Origin of the sequence: Pseudomonas congelans, from assembly GCF_900103225.1 — a bacterium.
Taxonomy (GTDB): domain Bacteria; phylum Pseudomonadota; class Gammaproteobacteria; order Pseudomonadales; family Pseudomonadaceae; genus Aquipseudomonas; species Aquipseudomonas congelans.
Genome location: NZ_FNJH01000005.1, coordinates 306,552 through 321,380, shown reverse-complemented (window position 1 = coordinate 321,380; position 14,829 = coordinate 306,552). Strand labels below are relative to the sequence as shown.

Sequence of the window (14,829 nt, the reverse complement as noted above, 5' to 3'; positions counted from 1 at the left end):
AAAATGCTGGAAACAGTCGTAATCGTTTTTCACCTGTTGGGCGCTCTGGGCGTTGTCGCTCTGGTATTGCTGCAGCAGGGTAAAGGTGCCGACGCAGGTGCGTCGTTCGGAGCAGGTGCATCAAATACTGTCTTCGGAGGTCAAGGAACCTCTACCTTTCTCAGTAAGTTTACTGCTATACTTGCGGCATGTTTTTTCATAACCAGCTTGGGGTTAGGTTACTTTGCTAAAGAGAAAGCTCAACAGCTGACTCAAGTAGGTTTGCCAGACCCAGCAGTGCTGGAAGTGAAGCAAAAGCCGGCAGCAGATGATGTACCGGTTCTCGAAGGGCAAAAGCCAGCCGCTGTTCCAGCTGACGTACCTCAAGCCCCAGAGAAGAAGTAATACAGAATTCGGCGATGTTCGTGAGGTCGCCAAAAAGAGTTGTAATGCCGAGGTGGTGGAATTGGTAGACACGCAACCTTGAGGTGGTTGTGCCCATAGGGTGTAGGGGTTCGAGTCCCCTTCTCGGTACCAATTAACAGGAGAGCCCGCACTAGCGGGCTTTCTTGTAGGTGGATGTTGGATTGACCCAGCAATGGATCGGTCGTATACTTCCGCCCCAGCTTTGTCGCGGGGTGGAGCAGTTTGGTAGCTCGTCGGGCTCATAACCCGAAGGTCGTTGGTTCAAATCCAGCCCCCGCAACCAGTTTTAGCGGAGCCCCTTTTAAGGGGCTTTTTGTTAGCTGGACAGTACATGACGTCGATGTTCAGCGGCGTTTTCAGGGATGGGCTTTTGCCCATTTTTTTATTTCTAAAGCATGCACGAGGGGGTTCAGGTGTCGAGCAAGCTAGAACAGTTGCAGGACTTGTTGGCCCCAGTGGTCGTGGCCCTTGGCTACCAATGCTGGGGAATCGATTTTAGTTCCCAGGGCAAGCATTCGGTGCTGCGCATTTATATCGACAAGGAAGGGGGTGTTCTGGTCGACGACTGTGCAATCGTCAGTCGCCAGATCAGCGGTGTATTGGACGTAGAAGATCCAATCAGCACCGAGTACACCCTCGAAGTATCTTCTCCTGGCATGGAGCGCCCGCTGTTCACTATTGAGCAGTTTGCTTCGTACGCCGGGGAACAAGTGAAAATAAAGCTGCGTTCACCTTTCGAAGGTCGACGCAACTTTCAAGGCCTTCTCCGCGGGGTGGAGGAGCAGGATGTCGTGGTGCAGGTTGAAGACCATGAATTCCTGTTGCCGATCGACATGATCGACAAGGCCAACATTATTCCCACGTTTGACTGAGACGTGCCGGTTACTGCGGATCCCGCGGATCCAATGGCTTGCGAAAGGCGAGGCGTACGATGAGCAAAGAAGTACTGCTGGTTGTTGAGTCGGTGTCCAATGAAAAGGGCGTTCCGGCAAGTGTCATTTTTGAAGCACTGGAGCTGGCTCTTGCCACTGCTACCAAGAAGCGTTTTGAAGATGAAGTAGAACTGCGTGTAGAGATCAATCGCCAGACAGGCAACTACGAGACTTTCCGTCGCTGGACAGTTGTCGAAGACGAAGATCTGGACGATCCTGCTTACGAATTGGCTGTGGATCAGGCCCAGGCGAAAAAGCCGGGTGCTGTTGCCGGCGACCTGATCGAAGAAAAAATCGATTCCATCGAATTCGGTCGTATCGCTGCGCAGACCGCCAAGCAAGTCATTGTGCAGAAAGTTCGCGAAGCCGAGCGTGCTCAGGTAGTCGATGCCTACCGCGAGCGTCTGGGTGAAATCATTTCTGGTACTGTTAAAAAGGTTACACGTGACAATGTCATCGTTGACCTGGGTAACAATGCCGAAGCCTTGCTGGCTCGTGAAGACATCATTTCCCGGGAAACTTTCCGGGTCGGTGTTCGCGTCCGTGCTCTGCTGAAGGAAATTCGCACCGAAAACCGTGGCCCTCAGCTGATCCTGTCGCGTACTGCGCCAGAGATGCTGATCGAGCTTTTCCGCATTGAAGTGCCGGAAATTGCCGAAGGTCTCATCGAGGTGATGGCTGCCTCCCGTGACCCGGGTTCTCGTGCGAAAATCGCTGTTCGCTCCAAGGATAAACGAATCGATCCGCAAGGTGCCTGTATCGGCATGCGCGGTTCGCGAGTTCAGGCTGTTTCCGGCGAGCTGGGTGGCGAGCGTGTGGATATCGTTCTTTGGGACGATAACCCGGCGCAGTTCGTGATCAATGCAATGTCCCCTGCAGAAGTAGCGGCAATCATCGTAGATGAAGACGCGCATGCAATGGATATCGCAGTGGGAGCGGACAACCTGGCCCAGGCTATTGGTCGTGGCGGTCAGAACGTGCGTCTGGCAAGTCAGTTGACTGGCTGGACCCTGAACGTAATGACCGAATCGGACATCCAGGCCAAGCAGCAAGCTGAAACCGGTGACATCCTGCGCAACTTCATCGAAGAACTCGAAGTCGATGAAGAATTGGCACAGGTGCTGGTTGATGAAGGCTTCACCAGCCTGGAAGAGATTGCCTACGTACCGTTGGAAGAAATGCTCAACATCGACGGCTTTGACGAAGACATCGTCAACGAGCTTCGCGCTCGTGCCAAGGATCGTTTGTTGACTAAAGCCATCGCTACAGAGGAAAAGCTGGCAGACGCCCATCCGGCCGAAGACCTGCTCTCGCTTGAGGGTATGGACAAGGATTTGGCGATGGAACTGGCGGTGCGCGGCGTAATTACCCGCGAAGACCTGGCCGAGCAGTCTATAGATGACCTGCTCGACATCGACGGCATTGACGATGATCGTGCCGGCAAGTTGATCATGGCCGCCCGAGCCCACTGGTTCGAGTAATTGGGCGCGGCCTGAGGAGAGAAGTGCATGACGCAAGTCACGGTGAAAGAACTGGCCAAAGTGGTCGACACACCGGTAGAGCGCCTGTTACAGCAGATGCGTGAGGCAGGTCTGCCGCACACCGCCGCCGAGCAAGTTGTGACCGATAACGAAAAACAAGCCTTGTTGACGCACCTGAAAAGCGGTCACAAGGCCAAGGTGGAAGAGCCTCGCAAGATTACCTTGCAGCGCAAGACCACCAGCACCCTGCGCGTTGCTGGCAGCAAGAGCATCAGCGTTGAAGTGCGCAAGAAGAAAGTCTTTGTGCAGCGTAGCCCGGAAGAGATCGAAGCCGAGCGCAAGCGCGAGATGGATGAGCGCCGTGCGGTAGAAAACGCCGCTCGTCAAAAGGCTGAAGAAGAAGCCAAGCGTCGCGCTGAAGAAGATGCGCGCAATCAGCCTGCTGCAAGCCAGCCAGCTTCGGCTCCGGCCGAGCCTGTTGCTGCCGCCGAGCCTGTGCGTGAAGCATCGCCAGCCGCTGCTCCGGCACCGGCCAGCGCAGCGCCTTCTGCCGATGCTCGCAAGCGTGACGAACAGCGTCGCCCTGACAAGCCTCGTGCTGACGACCGCAACGCCCGTGGCGGCGACGGGGAGCGTAAAAACGCTCCGCATCGCGCTTCGGTCAAGGAGAAGGCTCCGGCCCCTCGCGTTGCTCCTCGCACTACCGACGAAGAAAGCGACAGCTTCCGTCGTGGTGGTCGTGGCAAGGGCAAGCTGAAGAAGCGTAACGCGCATGGTTTCCAGAGCCCTACAGGCCCGGTTATCCGCGACGTTGCCATTGGCGAGACCATCACTGTCGGCGAATTGTCGGCACAGATGTCGGTCAAGGCTGCTGAAGTCATCAAGTTCATGTTCAAGATGGGCACCCCGGTGACCATCAACCAGGTACTGGATCAGGAAACTGCCCAGTTGATCGCCGAAGAGCTGGGCCACAAGGTCACGCTGGTCAGCGACAACGCCCTGGAAGATTCCCTCGCCGAATCGCTGAAGTTCGAAGGTGAGTCGTTCTCCCGTGCACCGGTTGTGACCGTAATGGGCCACGTCGACCACGGTAAGACCTCGCTGCTCGACTACATCCGTCGTGCCAAGGTTGCAGCTGGCGAAGCCGGCGGCATCACCCAGCACATCGGTGCCTACCACGTTGAAACCGAACGCGGCATGGTCACGTTCCTCGACACCCCTGGTCACGCCGCGTTTACCGCCATGCGTGCTCGCGGTGCCAAGGCAACGGATATCGTGATTCTGGTTGTAGCGGCTGACGACGGCGTGATGCCTCAGACCATCGAAGCTGTTCAGCATGCTGTTGCGGCTGGCGTTCCGTTGGTGGTTGCGGTGAACAAGATCGACAAGCCTGGTGCTGACCTCGATCGTATCCGCAGCGAGCTGTCGGTCCATGGCGTGACGTCCGAAGAGTGGGGCGGTGATACGCCTTTCGTTTCGGTCTCCGCGAAGATGGGTACTGGCGTCGACGAATTGCTGGAAGCTGTTCTGCTGCAGGCCGAAGTCCTGGAACTCAAGGCAACCCCGTCGGCCCCTGGTCGTGGTGTTGTTGTCGAGTCCCGTCTGGACAAGGGCCGTGGTCCGGTCGCTACTGTTCTGGTTCAGGACGGTACGCTGCGTCAGGGCGACATGGTTCTGGTCGGTTCGAACTTCGGCCGCATCCGCGCCATGCTCGACGAGAACGGCAAGCCGGTCAAAGAAGCAGGTCCTTCCATCCCTGTCGAGATCCTCGGCCTGGACGGTACACCGGACGCTGGCGACGAGATGAGCGTACTGTCGGACGAGAAGAAAGCCCGTGAAGTGGCTCTGTTCCGTCAAGGCAAGTTCCGCGAAGTCAAACTGGCCCGTGCTCACGCTGGCAAGCTGGAAAACATCTTCGAGAACATGGGTCAGGCAGAGAAGAAGACGCTCAACATCGTCCTCAAATCTGACGTACGCGGTTCCCTCGAAGCGTTGAACGGCGCCTTGAACGGTTTGGGTAACGACGAAGTGCAAGTGCGCGTGGTCGGTGGCGGTGTCGGTGGTATCACCGAAAGCGACGCCAACCTGGCACTGGCCTCCAACGCTGTACTGTTCGGCTTCAACGTGCGTGCCGATGCCGGCGCGCGCAAGATCGTCGAGCAGGAAGGTCTGGATATGCGTTACTACAACGTGATCTACGACATCATCGAAGACGTCAAGAAGGCCCTTACCGGCATGCTTGGCAGCGACGTCCGGGAGAATATCCTGGGTATCGCCGAAGTCCGCGATGTGTTCCGTTCGCCGAAATTCGGCGCGATCGCAGGGTGTATGGTTCTGGAAGGCACTGTCTACCGTAACCGTCCGATTCGTGTTCTGCGCGAAGACATCGTTATCTTTGAAGGCGAGCTGGAATCCCTGCGCCGCTTCAAGGACGACGCTGCCGAAGTACGTGCAGGCATGGAATGCGGTATCGGCGTCAAGAGCTACAACGACGTCAAGGTCGGTGACAAGATCGAAGTCTTCGAGAAGGTCCAAGTGGCTCGCAGCCTCTAAATTGCGAGCTTCAGGAGTCATGGTGGGAGCCTCGCATGCAAATGCTCTGCTTTCCCCATGGGCTCTAAACGCAACGCCCGGTCTGGCAATTGTCAGGCCGGGCGTTTGCCGCTTTCAGACTGTCAGGGTTTGGTCCCGGATCAGTAACAGGTAACAAGCATGGCAAAAGAATACAGCCGTACCCAACGTATCGGCGATCAGATGCAGCGCGAACTGGCGCAGCTGATCCGTCGCGAAATCAAGGACCCACGCGTGGGTCTGGTCACCATCACCGCCGTAGACGTCAGCCGTGACGTGGGTCATGCGAAGATTTTCATGACCGTCATGGGCCAGGACAGCGCGGAAGAAATCGCGCAGACCATCAAGGTGCTCAACTCCGCCGCAGGTTTCCTGCGTATGCAGCTGGCCCGCGAGATGAAGCTGCGCAGCGTGCCTCAACTGCATTTCCACTATGACGAAAGCGTCGTGCGTGGCGCGCATCTTTCGGCACTGATCGAGCGTGCCGTGGCAGAAGACGGTCAGCATCAGGAAGGCCCTGCATCGCCGGATGCAAAGCCTGAAAGTACCGAGGAATAAAGAGTGGCTCAGGTCAAGCGTATACGCCGCAATGTCAGCGGGATCATCCTGCTCGACAAGCCACTGGGTTTCACTTCCAACGCCGCTCTGCAAAAGGTTCGCTGGCTGCTCAATGCCGAGAAAGCCGGGCACACCGGCAGCCTTGATCCTCTGGCAACGGGCGTTCTGCCGTTGTGTTTTGGTGAAGCGACCAAGTTCTCTCAGTACCTGCTCGATTCGGACAAGTCCTACGAGACCCTGGCGCAACTGGGCAAGACCACTACCACTGCCGACTCTGAAGGCGAGGTTTTGCTCACGCGTCCGGTGACCGTTGGTCGCGACGATATCGAAGCGGCTCTGCCGCATTTTCGCGGACAAATCAGTCAGATACCTCCCATGTACTCGGCCCTCAAACGTGATGGTCAGCCACTTTACAAGCTGGCACGTGCAGGGGAAGTAGTGGAGCGAGAGCCCCGTTCTGTTACTATTGCGCGCCTGGAATTACTTGCTTGCGAAGGTGACACAGCACGTCTGTCCGTCGATTGCAGCAAGGGCACCTATATCCGCACGCTGGTCGAGGATATCGGTGAGAAGCTTGGTTGTGGTGCTTACGTCGCAGAGCTGCGTCGTACCCAGGCCGGGCCTTTCACGCTGGCTCAGACAGTGACGCTGGAAGAGCTCGAGCAGGTGCATGCCGACGGCGGCAATGAAGCGGTTGACCGTTTCCTGATGCCATCGGACAGCGGTCTGCTGGACTGGCCGCTGTTGAAGTTTTCGGAACACAGTTCGTTCTACTGGTTGCATGGTCAGCCAGTGCGCGCGCCGGACGCACCGAAATTCGGTATGGTTCGCGTGCAGGATCACGAAGGTCGCTTCATCGGTATCGGTGAAGTCGCCGAAGACGGGCGCATTGCGCCGCGTCGCTTGATTCGGTCAGAGTGACCGAAACCACTCCATCCGCCGGCTTGCCGGTGAATGGGGTGGAACGAGGATGGCTGTCAACAGGCACGGTCATACCTCATTTTTTAATACGAGGATCTGTCCTCGGCCTGTTGGAAACGTTTCTCCGGAAGCGCTTCCTTGCACAAAAGGATTGCCCACATGGCACTCAGCGTTGAAGAAAAAGCTCAGATCGTAACCGACTACCAGCAAGCTGTTGGTGACACTGGTTCGCCAGAAGTGCAAGTTGCACTGCTGACCGCCAACATCAACAAACTGCAAGGCCACTTCAAGGCCAACGGTAAGGACCACCACTCGCGTCGTGGTCTGATCCGTATGGTAAACCAGCGTCGCAAGCTGCTGGATTACCTGAAAGGTAAGGACGTTAGCCGTTACAGCGCCCTGATCGGTCGTCTGGGTCTGCGTCGCTAATAACGACGTTGCTAGAGGTTGGTTGTCTGTCACGATCCGTCGGGTTTTCCCGGTGGCTCTGGCAGGCTCCCAGCCTCAAGTTTTATCTGGGCTGTGGAAGGGGCCGATTCCCCACACTGCCCAAGAATTCGCAAGAAACCAGTTCCCCAAGAGCCACAAAGAAAGGTAGGAAACCGTGAACCCGGTAATCAAAAAGTTTCAGTTCGGTCAATCGACCGTAACCCTCGAGACAGGCCGTATCGCCCGTCAAGCCTCTGGTGCAGTATTGGTCACCGTTGACGACGACGTCAGCGTACTCGTGACTGTGGTCGGCGCCAAACAGGCTGACGCTGGCAAAGGCTTCTTCCCTCTGTCCGTGCACTATCAGGAAAAAACCTACGCTGCCGGCAAGATCCCTGGTGGTTTCTTCAAGCGTGAAGGCCGTCCTTCCGAGAAAGAAACCCTGACTTCGCGCCTGATCGACCGTCCGATCCGCCCGTTGTTTCCAGAAGGCTTCATGAACGAAGTGCAGGTTGTCTGCACCGTCGTCTCCACCAGCAAGAAAATCGATCCGGACATCGCTGCGATGATCGGTACTTCGGCTGCCCTGGCTATCTCCGGTATCCCGTTTGACGGTCCGGTCGGTGCTGCGCGCGTTGCTTTCCACGAAAGCACCGGCTACCTGTTGAACCCGACTTACGAGCAGCTGCAGGCTTCGAGCCTGGACATGGTCGTTGCCGGTACTTCCGAAGCCGTACTGATGGTTGAATCGGAAGCCAAAGAGCTGACCGAAGACCAGATGTTGGGCGCTGTACTGTTCGCGCATGACGAGTTCCAGGTCGTGATCAACGCCATCAAGGAACTGGCTGCCGAAGCCGCCAAGCCTACCTGGGCCTGGCAGCCGAAGCCTGAAGCGACTGAACTGCTGGGCGCTATCCGCTCCGAGTTCGGCGACGCGATCTCCCAGGCTTACACCATCACTGTCAAAGCCGACCGTTATGCACGTCTGGGCGAGCTGAAAGATCAGATCGTTGCCAAACTGGCTGTGGAAGAAGGCAGCCCGTCTGCCAGCGAAGTCAAAGCCGCTTTCGGCGAAATCGAATACCGCACCGTTCGCGAAAACATCGTTAACGGCAAGCCGCGTATCGATGGTCGCGACACTCGTACAGTTCGTCCTCTGAACATCGAAGTGGGCGTTCTGCCGAAGACTCACGGTTCGGCACTGTTCACCCGTGGCGAAACTCAGGCGCTGGTCGTTGCCACACTGGGTACTGCGCGTGACGCACAGCTGCTCGACACCCTCGAAGGCGAGAAAAAAGACCCCTTCATGCTGCACTACAACTTCCCTCCGTTCTCGGTGGGCGAGTGTGGTCGCATGGGCGGCGCAGGTCGTCGTGAAATCGGTCACGGCCGTCTGGCTCGTCGCAGCGTCCAGGCCATGCTGCCAGGCGCTGACGTGTTCCCTTACACCATCCGTGTCGTGTCGGAAATCACCGAGTCCAACGGCTCCAGCTCCATGGCTTCGGTCTGCGGCGCTTCCCTGGCTCTGATGGACGCTGGCGTGCCGATGAAGGCGCCGGTTGCCGGTATCGCCATGGGCCTGGTCAAGGAAGGCGAGAAGTTCGCCATTCTGACCGACATCCTGGGTGACGAAGACCACCTGGGCGACATGGACTTCAAGGTAGCCGGTACCTCCAAAGGTGTTACCGCGCTGCAGATGGACATCAAGATCAAGGGCATTACCGAAGAAATCATGGAGATCGCCCTGGGCCAGGCCCTGGAAGCTCGCCTGAACATCCTCGGTCAGATGAACCAGATCATCGGTCAGTCGCGTAACGAGCTGTCGGCCAACGCGCCGACCATGATCGCGATGAAGATCGACACCGACAAGATCCGTGACGTGATCGGCAAGGGTGGCGCAACCATCCGTGCCATCTGCGAAGAGACCAAGGCTTCGATCGACATCGAAGACGACGGCTCGATCAAGATCTTCGGCGAATCCAAGGAAGCGGCTGAAGCAGCACGTCAGCGCGTTCTGGGCATCACCGCAGAAGCGGAAATCGGCAAGATCTACGTCGGCAAGGTTGAGCGCATAGTCGACTTCGGCGCATTCGTCAACATCCTGCCGGGGAAGGACGGTCTGGTTCACATCTCGATGCTGAGCGATGCTCGCGTAGAGAAGGTGACCGATATCCTCAAGGAAGGTCAGGAAGTCGAAGTACTGGTACTGGACGTCGACAACCGCGGCCGTATCAAGCTGTCGATCAAGGACGTAGCCGCAGCGAAAGCGTCGGGCGTCTGATTGATCTGAGCGACATGTGAAAAAGGACTCTTCGGAGTCCTTTTTTTATGAGCGCAATTAGGGGTTTACGAATGGGGGCGTGCAAACTGCTTGGCCCAAACATGCATCTTGCAAGCCCGGGTCTTCACTAACGGGCAATCTGCACGACTCGGCAAAACAAGGAAAAACATAACTAATTGATTTTAAAGAGTATTTCTACTGCTCCGGATTTGGCACACCGCTTGCGATATAACTGCTAACCCTGCCACCACACGCTGGTGCAGATTTTGAGAAAAACAGGAGTTATCGTATGAAGAAGTTCGCTATTGCCGCTGCTACCGCTACTGCCCTGACTCTGACCATGGCCAACGCTGCTTTCGCACAGACCTCGGCTCAAGCGCCAATGGTTCTGGCCGCTAACACCACTACTCAAGAAGTCAAAGAAGATACTTCTGATACCTGGATCACCACCAAAGTCAAAGCCGACCTGCTGACTGAAAAAGGCATCCCAGGTTCGGACATCAAGGTTGAGACCAACAAAGGCGTGGTTTCCCTGTCCTCCATGGTAAAAGTTACTGAAGCTCAGAAAAACACTGCCGTCGCTATCACCAAGAAAATCAAAGGTGTTAAAGACGTATCGGCTGCTGGCCTGAAAGCCGAGTAATCGACTACTGCCCATGAACACCCGCAGTCATTGATTGATGGAAGGTTCATGCGAGGCTACAAGGATGTAGCCATTAAAGGCCCCGACTGAAGAGTCGGGGCCTTTTCTATTGGGGGCTAAAAATGAGGGAGGGGGAGGTGGGCAGGATCAGTTGCGGCGTTTGCTTTCGATGCCTACCAGACGGCCGCCTTCGAAGCGCAGGTACTGATACATGCCGTTGTCAGGACCGTATATCCACTCCTCGACCCTCACGACGTCGGACCTTCGATAATTGTTATTGAAGGTTTCCTTGGTGCCGAGCACTTCCTGGCTGACCGGCTCTCCGCACTTCTGTTGGACGTCGAACGCCCGGTCACCGGTGCTGACCAGCTGGCTGCCGCAACGCAGGGTTGAGGTGGCATGTGCCGAGGCGACAACTGACCCTGCAACGGCGGCGAGGGTCAGGTTGATCAGCAGTTTGATTCGGGTGTGTGCCAAAGGCTTCACTCGCTGTCGAGGTGGAGGGGGCTGATGACTTTACCATCCGGTTGGGCCTGGCCCAGGCGGGCGTCGACAAAGTACACGCGAGCGTCTTCGAGCTTACCCTTGTCCACCAGGTAATCCTTGATGCTGCTGGCTCTGCTCTGGCCCAGTTCGCGCAGCAGCAGCTCATTGCTGCTCCAGAACTTGAGTACAGCGGCACGCATCTGGGCTGAACGTTGCTCCTTGCCCAGACTGGCCCATTCAGCAGGCGGCTGCTGTTTCAAACGTGTCCTGTAGATACCTTCAAGCATGGGCGCTTTTTCCTCTTCCGGGACCTGTATCAAGCCGGCCCTGGCTGGAACCTTGTCGCCGCGTCGCTGGAGGATCTTGTAGTACGTGTACTGGTATTCGCGTTCCAGCCTCTGCTGGGCGATCAATGGACCGTCACTGCTGGCAGCGCTGGTGCCCTCGATCTCCAGTTTCAGGTCCGGACGCTCCTTGAGCGCTACCGAGAGCTTGTCCAGGGCATTTTGCGCCTCTGCCGACAAGTCACTGGCGCCTGGCGCGAAGCTGACGCTGCCGAGGTCCTCGGAGCTTCCACCGGCGACCAGCCCGCCGAGCATCTTGAACGGGGCTTGCGCTGTACGCAGCACCAGGTTGCGCAGGGTCTGCCAGACAATCGGCATGACGCTGAACTGCGGGTTGTTCAGGTCGCCTTCGATGGGCAGCTCCAGGGAAATACGCCCCTTGGTATCCTTGAGCAAGGCGACCGCCAGACGAATAGGCAGGTCCAGTGCATCCGGACTGTCGACCCGCTCACCCAGTTGCAGCTGCTCCACCAGCACCTTGTTCTGGGCCTTGAGCTGGCCCTTGGTGATCAGGTAGTGCAGGTCGAGATTGAGCCTGCCCTTACGGATCCGGAAGCCTGCGAACTTGCCGGAGTAGGGGGTCAAGTTGGTCAGCTCGACGCGCTTGAAGCTTGTGGTGATATCCAGACCGGCCATCGGGTCGAACGGGTTGAGGCTGCCCTTGATGGTCACCGGCGCATAGCGGTCGACCTTGCCCTCGATGTTCACGGGTGCCGGGGTAGGCTTGCGGTTGTCGATGGTGCCGATACGACCGTTGAGCTGCTGCACGGCGGTGGCGAAGTTAGGGGTCAGAGTCATGTCGGCAAAGTTTGCCGAACCCTCTTTGATATTCACTTCACCCACGTAGATCGCCAGCGGGTTTTCCTTCTTGCTTGCGGCTTGAGTTCTGGCTGCCTTTGGCTGGTTGGCGGTCTTGCCGGCAGCCGCGTCGGCTGGTTGCGGTATCAATAGATCGTCGATATTGGTGGTCCGGTCTTCATTGATCATGAAGCGCGCGTAGGGCTGATCCATATTCACTTTGGCAATCGAGAGGCCCTTGCCGTGCTGGTATTCCAACCCCTCCAGCGCCACTTGCTGCCACTTCAGGAAGTCGCGCTGTTTGAGCGTATCCAGTGTGTGCAACTGATTGACCTGCGCTTTACCGGTGACGCTGAACGCCAGTGGCTCGGTGCTTGTCAGGTCGACCGCCAGATCGCTGCCGAGCATGCCGCTGCGCAGCTCGAGACGAATGAACGGGCTGATGTAGGCCTGGGCCAGGCGCAGGTCGATGTCGCGGGTCGTCACGTTGAGCCGTGCGCTGACCGGGTTGAGGTTCACGTCGCCGGCTGCAGTGAGATTGCCCTGCTTGCCCAGTCCGGAATCCAGCTTGAGCGTGAAGGGCGCCTTGTTCAGGCTGTCGAAATTCTGCATGTCCAGATTCAGCGGGCCAACGTCCAGCGCGACGGGCTCTTGAGGCACGCGATCGGCCAGATGAACCATGTAGTTGCGCAACTGCACATCACGCAACAGGACCTGCCAGGGTTTGCTCTGCGCCACGGGTTGAGTGCCGGCTTTGGCTGAGGCCTCGGTGGCCGGCGCAGGCTCGGCGGCTTTTTCGTCCACGGCTGGCGTGTGCGGTGCTGCGGGCTTGCCCGGTTGGCTGGCGAACAGTTTTTGCCAGTCCAGTTGCCCGTCGGCTTCACGCGCGGCCCAGGTTTCCAGCTTCTGGCTGCGGATCTTGCCTACAGTAACCAGCTGTTTTGCCAGGTCGACCGATGTTTCGCTGACGTCCAGGCGTTGCAGGCGCACCAGTGGGCGACCGTCGGGAGCGTTGAGCGCGAAAGGCGCGACACTGGCCGACACGTTGGTCAACTTCAGCTCGGTTTCCTTGGACAGATTCAGTGTGTAGGCCGTGCTGAAATTCAGCACGCCGTCCTCGAGCGCCAGCGGCAAGGCATCACGCACGTAAGGCCACCACAGCTTCATCTTGCTGTCGGTGACTTTCAGCGTGCCCTCGGAGGTGATCGGGATCAGGCTGATACGGCCGACCCAGTCGATCTGCCCACCGTCCGGCCCCGCCGCGACCAGAGTCATGTCGGCATTGTCTTCAGGCAGCGTGCTGAGGTTCTTGAGCTCGAAATCCAGCGCGTCGTAGAGAAACTCGATGGGCTGGCTGGGGCGCAGGTCCTGGAAGTGCACGTAGCCGCCCGCCAGTTTGATTTCGTCGATACGCAGCGGGAACGGCTTGGTGGCGGGTTCGTCCTTTGTCGGTTCGCTGGCAGGCAGCTTGAACAGCTGTGCCAGATTGAGCTTGCCCTGTTTGTCGAACAGCAGCTCGGTGCGCGGTTTGATCAGCTCGACGCGTTGCAGATGCAGGGCCCGTGTCCACAGGCTGTTGATCTGCAGATTGGCATAAAGCTTTTCAAACGCCACCTGCTCCTTGCCCGGCGTGCCGATATTCAGGCCCCAGAGTGTCAGCTCCAGCGTGTAGGGGTTGAATTCCAGGCGTTCGAGCTTTGCCGGCACCGTGGCGTAACTGGCCAGTTGCTGGTTCGCGATCCGCAGAGCGACGCCGGGAAGAATGAAAAACCCCAGCAAACTGTAGAGCGCGATCACAGCCAGCAGGGAGCCAAGTGTGCGTTTCAATCCTCTGGACATGGGCAGCGGCGTCTCTCTCTTTTGGAAGCCCTTGGAGTATGGCATGCCTGTTCGGTTCCGAAGGCACTGCCATCGTGGCTTGTAGGAACATTCCGGTTGCGTTTTACGATATCAGGCGCCGGATCAGAGTTGCAGAATCAGCGTTTTCAACGGCGGTTGATTATCCTGAGACGGGAAGTCTGCGGCGGGACGCATCTCCTGACAGTCGCGTACCGGACGCCCGGCCTTGGTGGCACAGCGCAGTACCTGCTCACGCCAGTCCTGCATGCTGACTTTCGCCAGATTGTTGCAACAAATCAGCACGCCATCGTCTGCCGTGGTCAACAGCGCAGGTTTGAGCAGGCTTTGGTAGTCGCGCAGCAAATCAACGGTGCCGAACGCGCTCTTGGCCCAGGCGGGCGGATCGAGCAGGACCAGATCATATTGGCGCTGTTGCAGTTTCACGTAGCTGGGCAATTGCTGGCTGCGGCGTGCGGCAATCGGCAGCCCGGCCAGTTGGCGGATCGCCGGAAAGTAGTCCGACTGGATGAATTGCATGGGTGGCAGTTGCGGATTGAGCGCACCGTTCTCGCGACCCACCGCCAGATTGCCCTCTGCGAAGTCCAGATTGCACACTTCACTTGCGCCACCGGCCGCAGCACTGAGTCCGACGCCGCAGGTGTAGGCGAACAGGTTCAGCACGCTTTTGCCGGCGCTGTGCTGCTTGACCCAGCCGCGCGTGTTGCGCAGGTCCAGAAACAACAGCGGGTCCTGGCCTGCATGCCTGCCGCGGACCCGGTAATTGAGACCCCATTCGTGGCCGACATGATCGGCCAGAGCCGCTTCTTCAGCCTTGTACACGGTATCGTGACGATCCACGCGCGAGTTGCCTTGCGAACGATCGTTATAGACCAGCAGGGTGTCCAAACCCAGGCGCGTGTTGACCTGCTCATGCAGCGCCAGCAGGGCATCGCGATCCAGGCGGGTATGGAAACTCTGCACCAGCAATTGCGGGCCGTAGCGGTCGATGGTCAGCCCGCTGGCACCTTCCTGGCTGCCGTGAAACAGTCGATAGCAGTCCGTGCCCTGTCCATGCAATTGGTCGAGCAACGCCTGGCGATTGTCGAGGGCGACGCTGAGCGCCTGATTCAAGGAAGACATG

12 protein-coding genes and 2 tRNA genes are annotated in these 14,829 nt (G+C 57.8%); 11 read left to right on the top strand and 3 right to left on the bottom strand.

Translation table 11 applies throughout. The annotated features are described in order from the left end of the window. The first annotated feature begins 3 nt into the window (after window positions 1-3). The 11 genes from secG to BLR20_RS18735 all read left to right on the top strand — a co-directional run bounded on the left by secG (window position 4) and on the right by BLR20_RS18735 (window position 10,221). Entirely contained in the window at window positions 4-384 is a 381-nt protein-coding gene (gene secG / locus BLR20_RS18790) for a preprotein translocase subunit SecG (protein WP_003313628.1), read from the top strand. Window positions 385-430: 46 nt separating this feature from the next. Further along, a tRNA-Leu gene (locus BLR20_RS18785) sits at window positions 431-516 on the top strand. 95 nt (window positions 517-611) lie between these two features. Beyond that, window positions 612-688: transfer RNA gene (locus BLR20_RS18780), tRNA-Met, on the top strand. 130 nt (window positions 689-818) lie between these two features. Next, a complete protein-coding gene (gene rimP, locus BLR20_RS18775; RefSeq protein ID WP_002555126.1) occupies window positions 819-1,277 on the top strand; it encodes a ribosome maturation factor RimP in 459 nt (152 codons plus the stop codon). Window positions 1,278-1,336: 59 nt separating this feature from the next. Beyond that, on the top strand, window positions 1,337-2,818 hold the full coding sequence (gene nusA / locus BLR20_RS18770) for a transcription termination factor NusA (RefSeq protein ID WP_003340582.1): 1,482 nt from the start codon (window positions 1,337-1,339) through the stop codon (window positions 2,816-2,818). 27 nt (window positions 2,819-2,845) lie between these two features. After that, window positions 2,846-5,371, top strand: coding sequence for a translation initiation factor IF-2 (infB, locus tag BLR20_RS18765; protein ID WP_010427755.1), 2,526 nt, complete (start codon window positions 2,846-2,848; stop codon window positions 5,369-5,371). Between the two features lie 159 nt (window positions 5,372-5,530). After that, a complete protein-coding gene (gene rbfA / locus BLR20_RS18760) occupies window positions 5,531-5,947 on the top strand; it encodes a 30S ribosome-binding factor RbfA (protein WP_010427757.1) in 417 nt (138 codons plus the stop codon). A 3-nt stretch (window positions 5,948-5,950) separates the two neighbouring features. Continuing rightward, on the top strand, window positions 5,951-6,868 hold the full coding sequence (gene truB / locus BLR20_RS18755) for a tRNA pseudouridine(55) synthase TruB (protein WP_003400189.1): 918 nt from the start codon (window positions 5,951-5,953) through the stop codon (window positions 6,866-6,868). 159 nt (window positions 6,869-7,027) lie between these two features. Further along, window positions 7,028-7,297, top strand: a complete 270-nt coding sequence (gene rpsO / locus BLR20_RS18750) for a 30S ribosomal protein S15 (RefSeq protein WP_002555121.1) — start codon at window positions 7,028-7,030, stop codon at window positions 7,295-7,297. A gap of 175 nt (window positions 7,298-7,472) precedes the next feature. After that, a complete protein-coding gene (pnp, locus tag BLR20_RS18740) occupies window positions 7,473-9,578 on the top strand; it encodes a polyribonucleotide nucleotidyltransferase (RefSeq protein ID WP_010427759.1) in 2,106 nt (701 codons plus the stop codon). A 289-nt stretch (window positions 9,579-9,867) separates the two neighbouring features. After that, window positions 9,868-10,221 carry a BON domain-containing protein gene (locus BLR20_RS18735; RefSeq protein WP_002555119.1) on the top strand — a complete coding sequence of 118 codons (354 nt, stop codon included), beginning with the start codon at window positions 9,868-9,870 and terminating at the stop codon, window positions 10,219-10,221. Between the two features lie 147 nt (window positions 10,222-10,368). On the opposite strand, the gene BLR20_RS18730 is transcribed toward BLR20_RS18735, so the two are convergent. From BLR20_RS18730 to BLR20_RS18720, 3 genes are all read right to left on the bottom strand, one after another. Beyond that, entirely contained in the window at window positions 10,369-10,698 is a 330-nt protein-coding gene (locus BLR20_RS18730) for a DUF2845 domain-containing protein (protein WP_032615272.1), read from the bottom strand. A gap of 5 nt (window positions 10,699-10,703) precedes the next feature. After that, entirely contained in the window at window positions 10,704-13,688 is a 2,985-nt protein-coding gene (locus BLR20_RS18725) for a DUF748 domain-containing protein (protein WP_054992577.1), read from the bottom strand. Window positions 13,689-13,811: 123 nt separating this feature from the next. Further along, a complete protein-coding gene (locus BLR20_RS18720; protein WP_032615143.1) occupies window positions 13,812-14,828 on the bottom strand; it encodes a class I SAM-dependent rRNA methyltransferase in 1,017 nt (338 codons plus the stop codon). Window position 14,829 lies beyond the last annotated feature (1 nt).

What these genes read in the sequence shown, in the direction of transcription:
- secG (WP_003313628.1), top strand. Translation starts at nt 4, where the DNA reads ATGCTGGAAACAGTCGTAATCGTTTTTCACCTGTTGGGCGCTCTGGGC.
- nusA (WP_003340582.1), top strand. Translation starts at nt 1,337, where the DNA reads ATGAGCAAAGAAGTACTGCTGGTTGTTGAGTCGGTGTCCAATGAAAAG.
- infB (WP_010427755.1), top strand. Translation starts at nt 2,846, where the DNA reads ATGACGCAAGTCACGGTGAAAGAACTGGCCAAAGTGGTCGACACACCG.
- rbfA (WP_010427757.1), top strand. Translation starts at nt 5,531, where the DNA reads ATGGCAAAAGAATACAGCCGTACCCAACGTATCGGCGATCAGATGCAG.
- rpsO (WP_002555121.1), top strand. Translation starts at nt 7,028, where the DNA reads ATGGCACTCAGCGTTGAAGAAAAAGCTCAGATCGTAACCGACTACCAG.
- BLR20_RS18735 (WP_002555119.1), top strand. Translation starts at nt 9,868, where the DNA reads ATGAAGAAGTTCGCTATTGCCGCTGCTACCGCTACTGCCCTGACTCTG.
- BLR20_RS18725 (WP_054992577.1), bottom strand. Translation starts at nt 13,688, where the DNA reads ATGTCCAGAGGATTGAAACGCACACTTGGCTCCCTGCTGGCTGTGATC.
- BLR20_RS18720 (WP_032615143.1), bottom strand. Translation starts at nt 14,828, where the DNA reads ATGTCTTCCTTGAATCAGGCGCTCAGCGTCGCCCTCGACAATCGCCAG.